The 15,947-nt window shown below is 68.6% G+C and carries 15 protein-coding genes; 8 read left to right on the forward strand and 7 right to left on the reverse strand.

The genetic code is table 11. The features are described from left to right. Nucleotides 1–8: 8 nt before the first annotated feature. Genes Q8K49_RS12380 through selD form a run of 3 tightly spaced genes read right to left on the reverse strand, consistent with a single transcriptional unit; the run spans nt 9 to nt 3,412 of the window. Nucleotides 9–1,295, reverse strand: coding sequence for a dicarboxylate/amino acid:cation symporter (locus Q8K49_RS12380; RefSeq protein ID WP_305306381.1), 1,287 nt, complete (start codon nt 1,293–1,295; stop codon nt 9–11). A 9-nt stretch (nt 1,296–1,304) separates the two neighbouring features. Next, on the reverse strand, nt 1,305–2,369 hold the full coding sequence (mnmH, locus tag Q8K49_RS12385; protein WP_305306382.1) for a tRNA 2-selenouridine(34) synthase MnmH: 1,065 nt from the start codon (nt 2,367–2,369) through the stop codon (nt 1,305–1,307). Beyond that, a complete protein-coding gene (gene selD, locus Q8K49_RS12390; protein WP_305306383.1) occupies nt 2,366–3,412 on the reverse strand; it encodes a selenide, water dikinase SelD in 1,047 nt (348 codons plus the stop codon). Before selD ends, mnmH begins: the two co-directional genes overlap by 4 nt. 136 nt (nt 3,413–3,548) lie before the next feature. On the opposite strand from selD, the gene Q8K49_RS12395 reads away from it, so the two are divergent. From Q8K49_RS12395 to Q8K49_RS12420, 6 genes are all read left to right on the forward strand, one after another. Further along, nucleotides 3,549–3,944, forward strand: a complete 396-nt coding sequence (locus tag Q8K49_RS12395; RefSeq protein WP_305306384.1) for a hypothetical protein — start codon at nt 3,549–3,551, stop codon at nt 3,942–3,944. Between the two features lie 61 nt (nt 3,945–4,005). Beyond that, the gene (locus Q8K49_RS12400; protein WP_305306385.1) at nt 4,006–4,671 is read left to right on the forward strand and encodes a glutathione S-transferase family protein; all 666 of its coding nucleotides are present in this window, start codon (nt 4,006–4,008) and stop codon (nt 4,669–4,671) included. A 100-nt stretch (nt 4,672–4,771) separates the two neighbouring features. Continuing rightward, nucleotides 4,772–4,987, forward strand: a complete 216-nt coding sequence (locus Q8K49_RS12405) for a hypothetical protein (protein WP_305306386.1) — start codon at nt 4,772–4,774, stop codon at nt 4,985–4,987. 135 nt (nt 4,988–5,122) lie between these two features. Continuing rightward, a complete protein-coding gene (gene greA / locus Q8K49_RS12410; protein ID WP_305306387.1) occupies nt 5,123–5,596 on the forward strand; it encodes a transcription elongation factor GreA in 474 nt (157 codons plus the stop codon). A gap of 53 nt (nt 5,597–5,649) precedes the next feature. Next, nucleotides 5,650–6,606 carry a mitochondrial fission ELM1 family protein gene (locus Q8K49_RS12415; RefSeq protein WP_305306388.1) on the forward strand — a complete coding sequence of 319 codons (957 nt, stop codon included), beginning with the start codon at nt 5,650–5,652 and terminating at the stop codon, nt 6,604–6,606. A 28-nt stretch (nt 6,607–6,634) separates the two neighbouring features. Further along, a complete protein-coding gene (locus Q8K49_RS12420; RefSeq protein WP_305306389.1) occupies nt 6,635–7,132 on the forward strand; it encodes a hypothetical protein in 498 nt (165 codons plus the stop codon). On the opposite strand, the gene Q8K49_RS12425 is transcribed toward Q8K49_RS12420, so the two are convergent. Then, nucleotides 7,129–7,401: a hypothetical protein gene (locus Q8K49_RS12425; protein WP_305306390.1), complete on the reverse strand. Its 273-nt coding sequence runs from the start codon at nt 7,399–7,401 to the stop codon at nt 7,129–7,131. The genes Q8K49_RS12420 and Q8K49_RS12425 overlap by 4 nt on opposite strands. Before the next feature lie 77 nt (nt 7,402–7,478). On the opposite strand from Q8K49_RS12425, the gene trxB reads away from it, so the two are divergent. Beyond that, nucleotides 7,479–8,504 carry a thioredoxin-disulfide reductase gene (trxB, locus tag Q8K49_RS12430; protein WP_305306391.1) on the forward strand — a complete coding sequence of 342 codons (1,026 nt, stop codon included), beginning with the start codon at nt 7,479–7,481 and terminating at the stop codon, nt 8,502–8,504. A gap of 9 nt (nt 8,505–8,513) precedes the next feature. Here trxB and Q8K49_RS12435 read toward each other — a convergent pair whose 3' ends face one another. From Q8K49_RS12435 to Q8K49_RS12445, 3 genes are all read right to left on the reverse strand, one after another. Continuing rightward, on the reverse strand, nt 8,514–8,921 hold the full coding sequence (locus Q8K49_RS12435; protein ID WP_305306392.1) for a response regulator: 408 nt from the start codon (nt 8,919–8,921) through the stop codon (nt 8,514–8,516). Nucleotides 8,922–8,976: 55 nt separating this feature from the next. Further along, on the reverse strand, nt 8,977–10,563 hold the full coding sequence (locus Q8K49_RS12440; protein ID WP_305306393.1) for a sensor histidine kinase: 1,587 nt from the start codon (nt 10,561–10,563) through the stop codon (nt 8,977–8,979). Nucleotides 10,564–10,696: 133 nt separating this feature from the next. Then, nucleotides 10,697–11,893 (reverse strand): cell wall hydrolase, encoded by a 1,197-nt coding sequence (locus tag Q8K49_RS12445; protein ID WP_305306394.1) that lies wholly within the window; start codon nt 11,891–11,893, stop codon nt 10,697–10,699. A 323-nt stretch (nt 11,894–12,216) separates the two neighbouring features. Here Q8K49_RS12445 and Q8K49_RS12450 point away from each other — a divergent pair, with 323 nt between their 5' ends. After that, on the forward strand, nt 12,217–15,867 hold the full coding sequence (locus Q8K49_RS12450) for a PAS domain S-box protein (RefSeq protein ID WP_305306395.1): 3,651 nt from the start codon (nt 12,217–12,219) through the stop codon (nt 15,865–15,867). The last annotated feature ends 80 nt before the right edge of the window (nt 15,868–15,947 follow it).

Genomic DNA, 15,947 nt, shown 5'->3' on the forward strand with positions numbered 1-15,947 from the left:
GTTTCATTCTAAGCCGCTCCCGTCTCCGCCGCCTCCTCCCGCCCCTCGACGATCCGCGCCGCCGCGAGGTCGGCGGTGACGTTGCCGATGGTGCGGAAGATGTCAGGCACGACCTCGACCGCCAGCAGCAGGGGCAGGACCTCGAGCGGGAGGCCCATAACGAGGGCGATGGGGGCGATGGAGGCGAAGAAGCTGACCTGGCCCGGCAGGCCGACAGTGCCGACGCTGATCGCCAACGCCGTCACCCCGCCGGCGAACAGCACGCCGGGGGTCAGGGGGATGCCGTACAGGTGGGCGACATAGATGCAGACGGCCAGATTGGCGACCGTCGAGGTGATGCGGAACACCGCGACCGCCAGCGGCAGGACCAGACCCGCCGTCGCGGCGGAAACGCCCAGCCGGTCGCGCGCACGCTCGACCATCACCGGCAGACAGGCCAGCGACGACTGGGTCGAGAAGGCCACGACCTGGGCCGGAGCCACGGCGCGGGCGAAGCGGCCGAGGCTGATCCGCCCGAAGACGACGGCGACAACGTAGGTGAGCAGGATCAGGCCGACGAGGGCCAGCACCACCAGCGCGATATAGTGGCCAAGCACCCCCGCCGCGCCGAGGCCGGCGCGCAGGCCGACGCCGAGCGACAGGGCGAAGACGCCGATCGGGGCGGCGCGCAGCACCCAGTGGACGATGACGATCATGGTCTCGGCGACGGCCTCGAAGAAGATGGTCAACGGCTGGCGCAGGCGGGCGCTCAGCCGGGTCGTGGCGAAGCCGAAGACGATGGCGAAGACGACCACGCCGAGGATCGCGTCATCCGCCGCCGCACGGATCGGATTGGACGGGGCCAGGCTGGTCAGGAAGGCCGCCAGCCCGCCGCCGCCGACACTCTCGCGCACCGCCGTATCGCCGGAGGTTCCGGCCAGCAGCAGGCGCGCGCCCTCGGGATCGATCGGCCACAGGGCGTGCAGCCCCTGCGACGCCGCGATGCCATAGACCGTCGCCCCGACCAGCAACAGGGCGAAGACCACCACCGCCCTCAGCGCCAGCCGCCCTGTGGCCGCTGCATCCGCGATGGAGGCGATGCCGGTCACCAGCAGGGCGAAGACCAGCGGGATGATGGTCATGCGCAGGGCGTTGAGCCACAGCTGACCCAGCGCCTCGATCAGGGCGATCGTGCCGGTCCCGCCCGGAATACCGTACATCTGCGCCGCCGCGCCGGCGATCAGGCCGGCGGCCAGGGCCAGCAGGACGCGCAGGCTGAGCGAGGAGAACAGGGCGGCGGTGCGGGATTGGGTCATGCGGCGAAGCTAGGCCGGGCGGGGGCGGGCGTCGAGGGCGGCGATGACCTCGCGCGCCGTGTCCGCCAGTCCGGCGGGCGTCAGATCGGTCACCGCCAGACGTTTCAGGACGGCGCGGTTGCGCGTCTCGCCAGTGCGAAGATAGGCCGGGTCGTAGTGGGCCTTGATGAGTTCCGCGGCCAGTTCGGCGATGTCTCCGCGCGCGCCCATCGCCCGCCATTCCGTGATCGCGGCCCTGGCATGATGACGCGGCAGGCGGATCAGCGCCTCGTCCAGAGCGGTCGGGTCGGCGGCGATGTCGGTATAGTGTTCGACGATATGGGCTATGCGAAGGTCCAGCGGCACGGCCAGTTCGATCACCGGCGCGGCCGACATGGCGGCCCACAGCGAGGGCGGCAGGACGCGCCCGCCGATCTTGCTGCTCTCGGCCTCGGCGATGACCGGGCGCGCGGGGTCGAGCCGCGACAGGGCGTCGTGCAGCCGGGACTCGAAGGCCTTCTGCGACGGCTGGCCGCCCGGCATGGCGCCGAACAGCGAGCCGCGATGCGCCGCCAACGCCTCGAGATCCAGCGCCTGCGCCCCCTGTTCGGCCAGGGCCGTCAGCAGCGCCGTCTTGCCCGACCCCGTCGGTCCGTCCAGCAGGGTCAGCCGGTGCGGCAGCGGCGTGTCGTACAAGGCCGCCGTCACCTGCCTCCGCCAGGTCTGATAGCCGCCGTCCAGCACCGTCGCCGGCCAACCGATCTGGTCCATCACCGCGACCATGGCCCCCGACCGCTGGCCGCCGCGCCAGCAATAGACCAGCGGCCTGAACCCGCCGGTCCGGTCCGCCAGCGCCCCGTCCAGATGCGCCGCGATATTGCGCGCCACCATCGCAGCGCCGGTACGCCGGGCGAGGAATTTGGAGCCCTGGACATATTCGGTCCCGACTGCGGCGCGCTGGGCATTGTCCAGCACCGGCAGGTTGATGGCGCCCGGCAAATGATCCAGCGCGAACTCGGCCGGACTGCGTACGTCGATGATCGCGTCGAAGCCGTCGCGGGCGGCGGGCGACAAATCGACGGAGGAGCGGATCATGCGACGACGCGCACCCGCGGCGGCCCCTCGACCACGCGCCCGACGGCGGCGGCCCGGCTGAACCCGGCCTCCCGTACCAGCGCCAGCACCGCCTCCGCCTTATCGGCGGCGACCGCGATCAGCAGGCCGCCCGAGGTCTGGGGGTCGGTCAGCAGGTCGCGCCGCCAGTCCTCGATCCCGGCGGGCAGATCGATCCCCGCGCCATAGCTGGCCCAGTTGCGGCCCGAGGCCCCGGTGCGCACGCCGTCCACAGCGAGGGCCTCGACCTCGGCCAGCAGCGGCGGCGCCGCCGTCAGCTCGACCGTCAGGCCCGCTCCGCGCGCCATCTCCAACGCATGACCCAGCAGGCCGAAGCCGGTCACATCGGTGACGGCCTGGACACCCGCCATGCCTGCCAGCTTCGCACCCACCGCATTCAGCTGCGTCGTCGAGGCGATCAAGGCGGCATAGCCCGCCGCGTCCAGCCGCGCCTGTTTGAAGGCCGCGCTCAATACGCCGACGCCCAGCGCCTTGGTCAGGATCAACACGTCGCCCGCCCGCGCGCCGCGATTGGTCAGGACGTGGTCGGGGTGGACGAGTCCGAGGGCGACGAGGCCATAGATCGGCTCGACACTGTCGATCGAATGGCCGCCCGCGACCGGAATCCCGGCCGCTGCGCAGACCGAGGCCCCTCCCTCCAGAATCCGGCCGATCGTCTTCGTCGACAGCACATTCACCGGCATGCCGACGATGGCGAGGGCGAAGATCGGGGTCCCGCCCATGGCGTAGACGTCCGACAGGGCGTTGGTGGCCGCGATTTGTCCGAAATGGAACGGGTCGTCGACCACCGGCATGAAGAAGTCGGTGGTCGCCACCAAGGCCTGCTGGTCGTTCAACCGCCAGACCGCCGCGTCGTCGCTGGTCTCGATCCCGACCATCAAGTTCGCGAAGGGCGCGGCGGCGGGCATCCCCTTCAGGATGTCGCGCAACACCGCCGGGGCCAGCTTGCAGCCGCAGCCGCCGCCGTGGGCGAGGGAGGTCAGGCGCGGTTCGGGCATGGTCATGGCATGGGCTTACGGCCAAACCGCCGCCGAACTCAACAGCCGGGCTCTCCGCATTCGCCGTTGCCAGCCCGCCGCCGCCGGCCCGATGTTCGCGCCTCAAAACGGGGGCGGAACGATGCGACCGGAGGGGGCGGTCGTGACCGTCGGCGCCTTCCACGGCGGCATCAAACACAACATCATTTCCGACCGCATCGACCCCCAGCCCTCGGTCGTCACCGGTGTTGAGGCCATGGTCGTGGCTGCGCAGGCGCTGATGCCGAAGGGGTGCGGCGCGGCTGAACCGTTCCCGGCGCCGTCCGTTTCACCCTGTGAACCGGAGGCCGTGATGCCCATTCCCAAACTCGCGACCCTGATCGGCGGCCTGCTGCTCAGCAAGGGCGGACGGCGCATGGCCGGTCGCCACGCCGGCAAGCTGGCGCTGGCCACGCTGGCGTTCCAGCTTTGGGAACAGCGGCATGGCGCGAAGCCGCCACCGGGTCCGCCGGCAGGGGCCACCCACCCCCGTCGTCGCTGGAGTGGCCGGCGCGTCTGAATCCACTGGACCGACGTTGCGTCATCCGTCCTAGGTACGCCGCTCCAGCACAGGCGTCGCCATGATCACTGTCCATCACCTCAACGATTCCCGCTCCCAGCGCGTGCTTTGGCTGCTGGAGGAGCTGGGCGTCGCCTATGAGGTGAAACGTTATCAGCGCGATGCCAAGACCATGCTGGCCCCACCCGAACTGCGCGCCATTCACCCGCTGGGCAAGTCGCCGGTGCTGGACGACGGCGAGGCGCGAATGGCCGAGACCGGGGCCATCATCGAATATCTGCTGGAGACCCATCCCGCGTCCGGCCTTCGGCCTGCGGCGGGGACGGCGGCGGCGCGGCGGGTCACCTACTGGCTGCACTATGCCGAGGGCTCGGCCATGACGCCCCTGCTGCTGAAGCTGATCTTCACCGCCATCCCGGGCCGTGTGCCGTTCCTGGCGCGTGGCGTCGCCAAGGGCATCAGCAAGGGTATGAACGCGGCCATGATCGACCCCTCGATCGCAAGCCACACCGGCTACTGGGAAGCCGAACTCGGCAAGTCCGAATGGTTCGCCGGGGACGCCTTTTCGGCCGCCGACATCATGATGAGCTTCCCGGTCGAGGCGGCGGGCAGCCGGGTGGGCTACGGCGCCGACAAGCCACGGCTAAAGGCCTTCCTGCAACGGATTCACGCCCGACCGGCCTATCAGCGGGCGCTTGAGCGGGGCGGGCCCTACAGCTACGCTTGAAGGCCGGGGGCAGGCTGGCGCCGGCGCCACAGTCGGGGGGATCCCAACGCCGACGCCGTCCAGGCCGCAACCCGCCGATGAATTGGACGTTAATCGACCCATGCGCCCCAGAACCGTTCAAGTCATCGCCGCCTTGGTGGCCGCCGTCGCCTTCATCCTCGCCTTCATGGCCGCGGGTGTCTTTCTGGTGTCCAGCCTGTTCATGGCCTTGGGGCTCGCCGCCGTCGCCTGGTTGGCCTGGAGCCTCGTCGGCCGTGTCAAATTGTGGGGCAGCATCCAGGAGATTCGCGAGCGAAGGCGCAACCGGGCCGCATAACGGCATTCTTCGCAAACCGCCTTTGCCCTTGAACCTTGGGGCTTGGCGCCCTAACCTCTTTGGCCGGTCGCAAGCGCCCAGCGATCTCTGGCGTCACCAAACCTTCAGTAGGGCGAAGCAAGAAACTCACGACATATGGAAAAAGTGCCGATGACGGCCGGGGGCTACCGTGTCCTCGACGACCAGCTGAAGCAATTGAAGTCCGTGGAGCGGCCGAGCGTGATCTCGGCCATCTCGGAAGCGCGCGAGCATGGCGATTTATCTGAAAACGCGGAATATCATGCCGCGAAAGAGCGTCAGGGCTGGATCGAAGGCCAGATCGCCGACATCGAGGACAAGATCAGCCGCGCCCAGGTCATCGACGTGACCAAGCTGAACGGCGACCAGGTCATGTTCGGCGCCACCGTCACCGTGGTCGACGAGGACACCGAGGAAGAGGCGCGCTACCAGATCGTCGGCGAGCACGAGGCCGATGTGAAGGCGGGCAAGATCTCCGTTTCGTCCCCCATCGCCCGCGCCATGATCTCCAAGGCGGTCGGCGACGCGGTCGAGGTCAACACCCCCGGCGGCGTCAAGGCCTACGAAATCCTCAAGGTCGAGTGGAAATAGGGTCCGGTCAGACCCCGCTTTCGATCTGGGTCGTCTCTGACGGCCGGACCGGCATGGAAAATCAGGCGCTGGGTCTGGCGGAAGCCGTCCAGCGCCTTTTTTCGTCCCGCGTCACCCTCAAACACGTTCGCTGGCGCGCGGCCTTCGACAAACTGCCGTCTGCGCTGAAAGCGTCGTGGATGCTGGACCTGTCGTCCGATCCCACCGAACCGGCGGCCGGAGAGCCCTGGCCCGACCTGTGGATCGCCACCGGCCGCGCCACCCTGCCTCTCTCGGCCCGGGCGCGGGAACGGTCCGGCGGCAAGACCTTCGTGGTCCAGACCCAGGATCCGCGCTGGAACATGGGCGCCTATGATCTGGTCGTCGCACCGGCCCATGACGGCGTCGCCGCCCCCAACGTCCTGTCGGTCACCGGCTCGCCGCACCGGGTGACGGCCGAGCGACTGGCCGAGGAAGCCGCAGCCTTCGCCGAGCGGCTGGAGCCCCTGCCCCGTCCGCGCGTCGCCGTGCTGATCGGGGGACGGTCGCGCGCGTTCGACCTGCCGGAGGCGCACGCCGACGAGTTGGCTGACGGGATTGCGGATGCCGTAGAGGCCGTCGGCGGCTCGCTCATGCTCACATTCTCCCGCCGCACGCCCGAGGCGGCCCAAGCGGCCATCACTGCCCGGCTGAAGCATCTTCCCGGCCTGATCTGGGACGGCGAGGGTCCAAATCCCTATTTCGCCTTCCTGAAATTCGCCGACCACATCCTGGTCACCGAAGACAGCGCCAACATGGCCGCCGAGGCCGCCTCGACCGGCAAGCCAGTCCATGTCCTGCCGATGGTCGCGCTGAAGGCGGGCGACAAGTTCGCGCGCCTGCACGCCGATCTGCGCGAGCGGGGGGCGGCGCGGCCGTTCGACGGGAGGCTGGAGGGCTGGACCTACGAACCGCTGGCGGAGACCGAGCGGGCGGCTCGCGCGGTGTTGGCTTTAGTCACTGGCCGACGCGAGAAATTCGGGCTCAACTGAGCGATACCGCGTCTGTCCGGAGTATTGCATGTCCTCGCCCACCCACTTCGCCCGCCTGACCGCGGCAGCCGCCCTGCTGGCGCTTTCGGCCTCCCCCGCCCCGGCCCAGGATTCGCAAGGGACCGGGCCTATGACGCTGGTGGAGCAGATGGCCGCCGGCCGTCCCTTCCTCGTCGCCGCCAGAAAGGGCGCGATTCCCCTTCCCCAGGAGGGTTGGTCCTATCCGGAAGGCTGGGACTACTGGGTCGTCTTCGAAGGTCGCTACAATCCCGAGAGCGGCATCTGGGCCTCGGACGGCGTCGGCTTCTCGCCCCGGGGGATCGAGTTCCACGCCTGCCCGCCGGACATCGACCGGTCTCGTTTCATTTGCGGCGGAACTCATTCGGACGGCCATCCGCTCAGCCGGCGCGTCACGCCCAGAGACCATGTGGTCGTCATCCTGGAGAACGAATTGACCTTCGACGACGCCGGCGCCGTCTATCGGGACGGCCAGCAGGTCGGCGTGATCACCGTGCCGCCCATCTAGTCCCCGCCGCCGCCGTCTGACCCCCCGTCCGACTCGTCATTCGCTTCCCTGTCGCGCCCGCCGTCGCTCGAGGCATTGGCGCCGCTGTCGGAGCCTGAGCCGTCGCCGCCCTTGCGCCGCTGGCCCGCATCAATGGCCACGCCCAGCGCCAGGCCAATGGCGATGCCGACGCCGATGCCCAGCGCCAGATTGTCCATGGCGATGCCAAGGGCCGTTCCGATCCCAACCCCCAGCGCTATGCCGACGCCCAGATAGCTGCGTTCCGCCATGTCCCCCTCCCGACAGACCTGTGAATCCCGTTGAACGTGGCATCGCGCCGGAAGGAATCAACGCCTAAATAGAACCCATGAGCACTCCCCGAACCGCCCCCCCTCGCCAGGTGAGGGTCGCCATCATCGGCTCCGGCCCCGCCGGCTGGACCGCCGCCATCTATGCGGCGCGCGCCATGCTGAGCCCTGTCGTCATCGCCGGCCTCCAGCCGGGCGGCCAGCTGACCATCACCACCGATGTCGAGAACTATCCCGGCTTCGCGGACGTCATCCAGGGCCCCTGGCTGATGGAGCAGATGCGCGCCCAGGCCGCCCACGTCGGCACCGAGATCATCGAGGACATCGTGGTCAAGGCTGATCTGGGCCAGCGCCCCTTCAAGCTGACGCTGGACTCAGGGACCGAAATGTTCGCCGAGACGGTGATCATCTCCACCGGCGCCCAGGCCAAATGGCTGGGCATCGAGAGCGAGGCGAAATACCAGGGCTTCGGCGTCTCGGCCTGCGCCACCTGCGACGGCTTCTTCTATCGCGGCAAGGACGTCATCGTCGTCGGCGGCGGCAACACTGCGGTCGAGGAGGCTCTGTTCCTCACGAATTTCGCTTCTAAGGTCACCGTCGTCCACCGCCGCGACGAGTTCCGCGCCGAACGCATCCTTCAGGACCGGCTGTTCTCCAACCCCAAGGTCGAGGTGATCTGGAACAACGCGATCGACGAGATCCTGGGCGAGACCAACAGCTTGGGCGGTGTCAACGTCACCGGCGCGCGGCTGAGGAACGTGCGGACGGGCGAGACGCGCGACCTGGCCGCCGACGGCGTCTTTATCGCCATCGGCCACGCCCCGTCATCGGAACTGTTCGCCGGCCAGCTGGAGACCAAACAAGGCGGCTATCTGGTGGTCAAGCCGGGCACGACGGCCACGGCCATCGAGGGCGTCTGGGCCGCCGGCGACGTCACCGACGATATCTACCGCCAGGCCGTCACCGCCGCCGGCATGGGCTGTATGGCTGCGCTTGAGGCCGTTCGCTTTCTGGCCGAGGAAGATCACGCCCGCGCCCAGAACCCCATCTCGCACAAGCCGGCGGAGAGGATCGGGGTCTGGTAAGGCCGGGCTTCAGCCGAACATCTGCAGCCCATCCGGAACCACCGGCGCGGGTTCGCCGCGTCGCAGGTGGAGGGCGTATTCGACGGCCTCGCGGACGCAGCCCTCATCCGTCGGCTTGGTCAGCACCCCCATGGTGCCGGGAACGCCATGGCTGACCATGCCGGGGTTGGCCGTCATGTACAGGACGGTGACCCGGTGCGCCTCGCCCAGCTCCTGGCCGAGTTCGACGCCCGTGGCGCCGTCGGACAGGTGGATATCGACCAGCGCCAGGTCGATGCCGCCCCGCGACGCCAGGGTCAGGGCCGTCCGCGCATCCGGCGCTGTGCCGACCACGGTGTAACCGAGGTCTTCGAGCACGAAGCGAAGCTCCATCGCCACCAGGGCTTCGTCTTCGATAATCAGGATACGGGCGGTCATTGGTTTCGATTCACTACGGACTTGTGCCTGCTCAACGCAAGGCGCGCATGGGGGTTCACGCCAATTCTCGCGCGGCGCGGCGCGGCGCCAGGGCCGTGGCGGGAATGTCGGCGACGACCTTCAATCCTTCGGAAGCCCAGGTCTGTTCAAGGACGCCGCCCAGCTGCCCCTCGACCGACAGGGCGAGAAGGGATGAGCCGAAGCCGGATCGGTCCGGCGTCCCCGTCACCGGCGGGCCGCCCCGCTCCCGCCAGGTCATCACATAGCGGTCGCCGTGCTGCGTGGTGGTCAGATCGACCCGGCCCTCGGGCGCCGACAACGCACCGTATTTGGCCGCGTTGGTGGCCAGTTCGTGGAACAGCAGGGCGACCGGGGTAGCGGCCTGATCGTCAAAGTCCGCGTTATCGCCGCTGATGACGACGCGGGGGTTCCCCGCCTCGTCGTCATAGGCCAGGAACAGGTCGCGCAGGAAGGCGTGCAAGGTCGTGCCGTCCAGGCTGGGGCGGCTGGATTCCGAATGCGGCCGCACGAATTCATGGGCCCGCGCCAGCGCGGCGATCCGGGTCCGGGCGGCCCGCGCAAAGGCCGTGGCCTCGGGGTACTGCCGCGCCGAAAGGGCCAGCAGGGCCGAGATCACTGCAAAGATGTTCTTGATCCGGTGGCTCAGTTCCTGGCTCAGCAAGGCCTTGGCCTGCTCCAGCCGCTTCATCTCGGCGATGTCGGTCCCTGTCCCGAACCAGCGCGTGACCGCCCCATCCGCATTGCGGATCGGCATGGCCCGGCTCAGGGTCCAGGCGTAGGATCCCGTGTGGTGCAGCAGGCGATACTCCACCTCATAAGGCTCGCCCGTGGACAGTGAGGCTCGCCAGGCCGTCCTCGCCCGCTCCTGATCCTCCGGGTGGATCATCTCGCCCCAGGCGTCGCCCAGGGTCGACCCTTCCGCCGCCCCGGTGAAGGCGTACCAGCGGGCGTTATAGTAGTCGTGATGACCGTCCGGGCGCGATGACCAGACCATCTGCGGCATGCTGTCGGCGATGGCCTGAAAGCGGGCGTCGCTCTCGGCCAGTTTCTCGGTGACCAGGCGCGCGGCCTCGACGGCGGCGGTGGCCGCCTCGTCGCTCCGCCGGCGCTCGCGCAGGGCGCGGCGGCGCTCCAGCAGGGCCATGACCTGCCGGGCCAGCACATTCATCGTCATCAGCTGGGTTTCGTCCAGCCCCTGTGGGCGTGGGCGGGTGTCGATGACGCACAGGACTCCCAGCGCCAGCCCCTGGTCGTCGATCAGCGGCGCCCCGGCGTAAAAGCGGAAGCCGGACTGGCCGGTCACAAGAGGATGGTCGGCGAACAACGGGTCCAGGCTGGCGTCGCGCACCAAGGTCACGCCCGGCTGCCGCATCGCATACCGGGAAAAGGAACTGGCCGGACCGATCTCCGGGACGCCGACGCCGTCCCGGGCCTTGAACCATTGCCGGTCTCCGACCGCCAGGCTGACCATGCCGATCGGCGCGTCGCAGATGCGCGCCGCCAGCAGCATGACGTCGTCGAACGCCTGTTCGGGATCGGTGTCGAGAATGTCGAAGGACCGCAGCACACGGAGCCGCTCTGCTTCAATCGCCTCGGGATCGCTTTCAGCGGGATTGGTCAAACGGCCCTTCTACACAAGCGTGGATGCGGCGGGTTGTTGGTCAAGGTCGGGACTGGCGTCGGCCGAAACAGCTTCGTCCCGAAAACCCCCCGCACGAACGTCTTGCCCGCGCATTCGTTGCGACACAACACAGTCAGGAGGTCGGGCGGCCCACTTCCTCGACGGCCATCGGCGTCACCCCCGGCGGAGCCGTGCGCATGGGCTCGTCCGGTGCGGGCGTAGTTGGAGCCTCGAACGCCGCCATCCGCTGGTTGATGGCGGCGATTTCGGCGGCGGAGGCCTGACGTCGGCCGCCCAGGGAGGCGACGCCGACGACGCGCGTCTGACCGTCGATCTCGACGGTGCGCAGGGTGAGGTCGCCGGCGAGCGCGGCCTCGGCCTGGGCGAGCAAGGCGGCGTCCGCGGCCAGGGCGATCTGGATTCGTGGACGTGAGAAGCGCGCCTCGTCGATCAACGGCTCGCGGCCGGTGTAGGGCCGGCGGAAGGCAGCCGGCTCTCCATAGACGCCCTTCCAGCGATAGAAGATGTGCGCCCCGATCTGGGTCAGCTTGTTCAGCGTCGGCGCCCACCACGGGCGGACATAGTCGGCGTGATAGTGGGTCGCGGTGCCGACGCGGGCCGAGACGTGCCCGGCCAGCGCGCGTTCGGCGACCAGCTTCGCGCGGTTCCAGGCCCAGCCGACCGGCGCCTGCGCCAGCGCGCCGTCGCAGGTAAAGCTGAACTGACAGCCGGTGGTGCGCTCGGCGCCCTCGAACACCACGCCGCAGATGCTGTTGGCGTAGTTGGGATCGCGCACGCGGTTCAAAATGACCTGGGCCACGGCTTCCTGGCCCTCGGTGGGCTCAAGCGCGGCCTCGTAATAGATGCCTTGGGTCAGGCAGCGCAGCGCCCGGCGGCGGTCCTCGGCCGTGGCGGGCTTGAAGACGAAGGGCGCGGCGACGCGCAGAAACTGGGAGGCGTCCGGCGTCGCGGCGTTCAGCTTCATCGCGTCGAGGCCCGTGGCGCCGAAGTCCAGCGTCGGTCGGCCTGCCAGGGTCAGACTCTCCCAGCCGGGAGTCAGCCCGTACAGGGCCGCGCGGCGTTCGCCGGGGTCATGACGCAGGGCGATGGCCAGCTGTGACGGGTCCATTCGGCCGGTGATGGCGGCGAACCCGCGGGCGCTGAGGTCGCCGCCGGTCAGGGCGCGGACGGCCTCGGCGCGACGGTCGATCTCGGGACGCGGCGTCGAGCTGGCGGCCATGGCCACGCCGAAGGCGGCCAGAACCACGGGTGCGGCGGCCAGCAGCCGGCGCATCTCCTTCAGCTTCGTGGTCCAGTCGATCCTGGCCAAATATCAGCTCCCAAGCCGGGACATCGTTGTCCGACGACTGTGCAGTAGTAAGCGCCAAGCCGGGCGCTTTTCAGGCGGAAAAGCCCGGGTCGGTCAAGTCTCAACGCTTTCCCGGTGTGAAAGACCCTGTCCTTTTCGAGACTTTTTATGCGCCAGGCCGAATCCGCCCGCCGGGGCTGACTGCAATCGTTAAGCTTGTCGGAACTCAAGCCGATCCAATACGTTCGTTCAGGTCGCGTGCGCGCGAGTGGGGGTCTATGAGCGCGTTCGGGGATTTTTTTCGGATTTTCAACATAGGCGCCGCCGTGTCTCAGCGGGGCCGTATGCTGTCGCGTCCGCCGGAGGCGTCGCCGAAAGGCGACCGGAACGATGAGGACGAAGCCCGGTTTCGCCTGGTCGCCGACAACATCCCCAACCTCGCCTGGATGGCCGAGCCGGACGGCGCGATCTACTGGTACAATCAACGTTGGCACGCCTACACCGGCACCACCCCAGAGCAGATGGCGGGCTGGGGGTGGCAGGCCGTGCACGATCCAGCGATGGTGGATGGGGTCACCGCGCGATTCAAAAAGGCGATCGAGAGCGGCGAACCGTGGGAGGACATCTTTCCCCTGCGCAGCGGCGCCGGGGAATGGCGCTGGTTCCTGTCCCGCGCCATGCCCGTGCGCGACGAGGCCGGACGGATCGTGCGCTGGTTCGGCACCAACACCGACATCACCGAACAGCGCGCGGCCCAGGCGGCCCTGGCCGAAAGCAACGCCCGCTTCCAGCTGATGGCGGACACGGCCCCCTCCCCGGTCTGGATGACCAATGCGGAGGCCGAGGTGGAGTTCGTGAACGCCGCCCTGGTCGAATACTATGGGCGGCCCGCGGACCAGATGCTTGGTCACCTCTGGAAGCAGGCCATCCATCCCGAGGATCAGTCCGGGGTCGAGTCGGCCATGGCGGCGGCTCGGCCGCAGCGCCTGCCCTACGGTTTCGACGCGCGATTCCAGCATGCCGGCGGCAGCTGGCGGTGGATGCGGATTTCGGTCAATCCCCGCTTCAACAGCGACGGCGTGTTCCTCGGCTATGTCGGCATGGCCTTCGACATCTCCGAGACGCGCGAGGCCCTGGACGCCCTCGAGAAGCAGGAGCGGCGGCAGTCCTTCCTGCTGGCCCTGACGGATCGCCTGCGCGAGCTGACGTCGTCTGACGCGGTAATCCTGGAGGTGGAACGCGCCCTTGGCCTCGAACTCGGCGCTGACCGGGTCGGCTATGGCGAAGTCGATCAGGAACGCGGCCTGGTCTCCATGACCCGCGACTGGACGGCCGGCGTGGTCAGCGCCCAAGGCGAATTCAGTCTCGAGGAACTCGGCGCCGACCTTATCACGGATCTGGCCGAAGGCCGGTTGATCCAGATCGCCGATGTGCAACAGGATCCGCGCACCCGCGACGCGTTGGAGGTTTTCGAACGTCTGGAAACCCGCGCCCTGATGCGTGCGCCGGTGATCCGCAGCGGCAGCTTGCGCGCCTTCCTCTACGCCCACAGTTCCGGGGTCCGCGAATGGACCGCGACGGAGACCGCCCTGCTGCAAGAGGTCGCCGACCGGACCTGGACCGAGATCGAACGCACGCGCGCCGAGGCCGAGGTACGCGAGAGCGAGCAACGCTTCCGCGCCATCGCCGATACTGCCCCGGTGCTGATCTGGGTGACCCAGCAGGATCGCACCCGCGCCTTCGTCAATCAGGCCTATGTCGCCTACAACGGCGGCGCCTATGAAGAGGCGCGCCTGGCGGACTGGCGGACCGTCATCCATCCCGACGATCACGAGCGCGTCCTCCAGGAGTCCCTGGCCGGAGAGGCCTCGGCCCGACCCTTTTCCATGGAAGCCCGGTATCTGCGCCACGATGGCGAGTACCGCTGGTTGAAGTCGTTCTCGCGGCCCCGGATGGGAGGCGACAACGAGGTGATCGGCTTTGTCGGCGTGGCCTTCGACGTCACCGACATTCGCGAAACCGCCGCCGACCTGGTCGCGGCCGCGGCCGAGCGCGACGCCATCCTCGGCCAGTTGGCGGAGGGCGTCATCGTGACCGACCCGGACGGGCGGATCACCTTCGTCAATGACGCGGCGGTCCGGCTGCACGGCGTCGAGCGTCTGGACGTCGGCCCCGACGACTATTCCGGGACCTATCATCTGTTCACCGAAGACGGCCGCCCCTACCCGCCGCACGAACTGCCGCTGGCGCGCGCGGTGATGAACGGCGAGACGGTTCTGAACGCGCGCTGGCGCATTTGCCGACCCGACGGCTCCGAAGTCCTCGCCGTCGGCAACGCCCGGCCTGTTTTCAATCCCGACGGCAGTCGGATCGGCGCGGTGCTGACTCTGCGCGACGACACTGCCCGGGTCGAGGCCGAGAACCGGCTGGCCGAGTCAGAGACCCGGTTCCGCACCATCGCCAACAGTGCGCCCGTGCAGATATGGATGACCGACCCGGAGGGCGATCTCGCCTTCGCCAACCGCAGCTACAAGACCTTCTTCGATGTCGGCGACGATGATCTGGCCTCGAGCTGGCGCAACACTGTGGCCACCCTCGACCGGGGGGGTGACCACCAGACGTTCGTGCAGACCGTGGAGGCACGGGATCGCTACCAGCACACGATGCTGGTGCAGCATCCGCGGCTGGGCACCCGCTGGCTTCGCTGCGAGGGCATTCCACGCTTTGACGCGGCCGGCGTCTTCCAGGGCTACGTCGGCGCCAACAGCGACGTCACCGAGGCCAAGCGGGCCGAAGAGGATCTGAAGCGGATCAACGAGCTGCTCGAGGAGCGGGTCGGTGAGGCGCTGGCGGAAAAGGCCAAGGCCGAGGCGGACTTGATGCACGCGCAGCGGATGGAGGCCGTCGGCCGTCTGACCGGCGGCGTGGCGCACGACTTCAACAATCTGCTGACGGTGGTGATCGGCGCTCTGGACATCATGCTGCGCTCGCCCAACGACGCGGCCAAACGTCAGAAGCTGGGCGAAGCAGCGCTGGCGGCGGCGCGGCGCGGCGAAGGTCTCACCCATCAATTGCTGGCCTTCTCGCGCCGTCAGGCCCTGCGGCCCGAAGCCCTCGATCTCAACGTCCAGATCCGCGAGAGCGAGCCCCTGCTGCGCCGGGCCGTCGGCGAGGCGGTGGAGTTCAAACTCAAGCTCCGGCGCGGCGGGGCGCGGGTCAGCGTCGATCCCTCGCAATTCGAGGCCGCCCTGCTGAACCTGGTCGTCAACGCCCGCGACGCGGTCGGCGACAAGGGCCGGATCACGGTCCAGACGCTGGCCTGCACCGTCGATGCGGGCCAGGTCACTGACCTCGCGGCGGGGGAGTACGTCTGCGTCACCGTCTCCGACAACGGCGTGGGCATGGCGCCCGAAGTGGTCGCCCGGGTGTTCGAGCCCTTCTTCACCACGAAGGCCGTGGGAAAGGGGACCGGACTGGGCTTGAGTCAGGTCTATGGCTTCGCCCGCCAGAGCGGCGGGGCCGCCCAGATCTCATCCACGGTCGGCCTCGGAACCGAGATCAAACTGTTTCTGCCGCCCCAGGACGAGGCCGCCGGTGTCGCCGCCGACGCCGGATCCGAAGCGGCCCCGCCGATGGCCGCAGGCCGTCGCCTGTTGCTGGTCGAAGACGACGTTAGCGTCACCGTTGTAGCGCTGGAGCTGTTGGAAGGCCTGGGGCTCGAGGTGCGCGCTGTCGAGACCGCGCCGCAGGCGCTGGACCTGTTGAAACGCGAAAAATTCGACATGATGCTGAGCGACGTGGTCATGCCCGGCGGCATGACCGGCATCGAACTGGCGCGTAAATGCGGACGCGACTACCCCGACATGCGGGTGGTGCTGACTTCGGGCTATGCTGGCGAGGATGTGGACGCGGCCCTGGCCGACGCGCCCTGGCCGTTCCTGCGCAAGCCATACTCGGGCGAGCAACTGGCGCGGGTCCTGGGCGAACTCAACTAAGGACAAACCTCATTTGAGTTGAGGCGACTTCTGCTCCCTCGCCCCAGAGCAAGCTGGTTCATCACAAAGGGCACAACGGG

Source organism: Brevundimonas sp. (assembly GCF_030682035.1).
Classification (GTDB): Bacteria; Pseudomonadota; Alphaproteobacteria; order Caulobacterales; family Caulobacteraceae; genus Brevundimonas.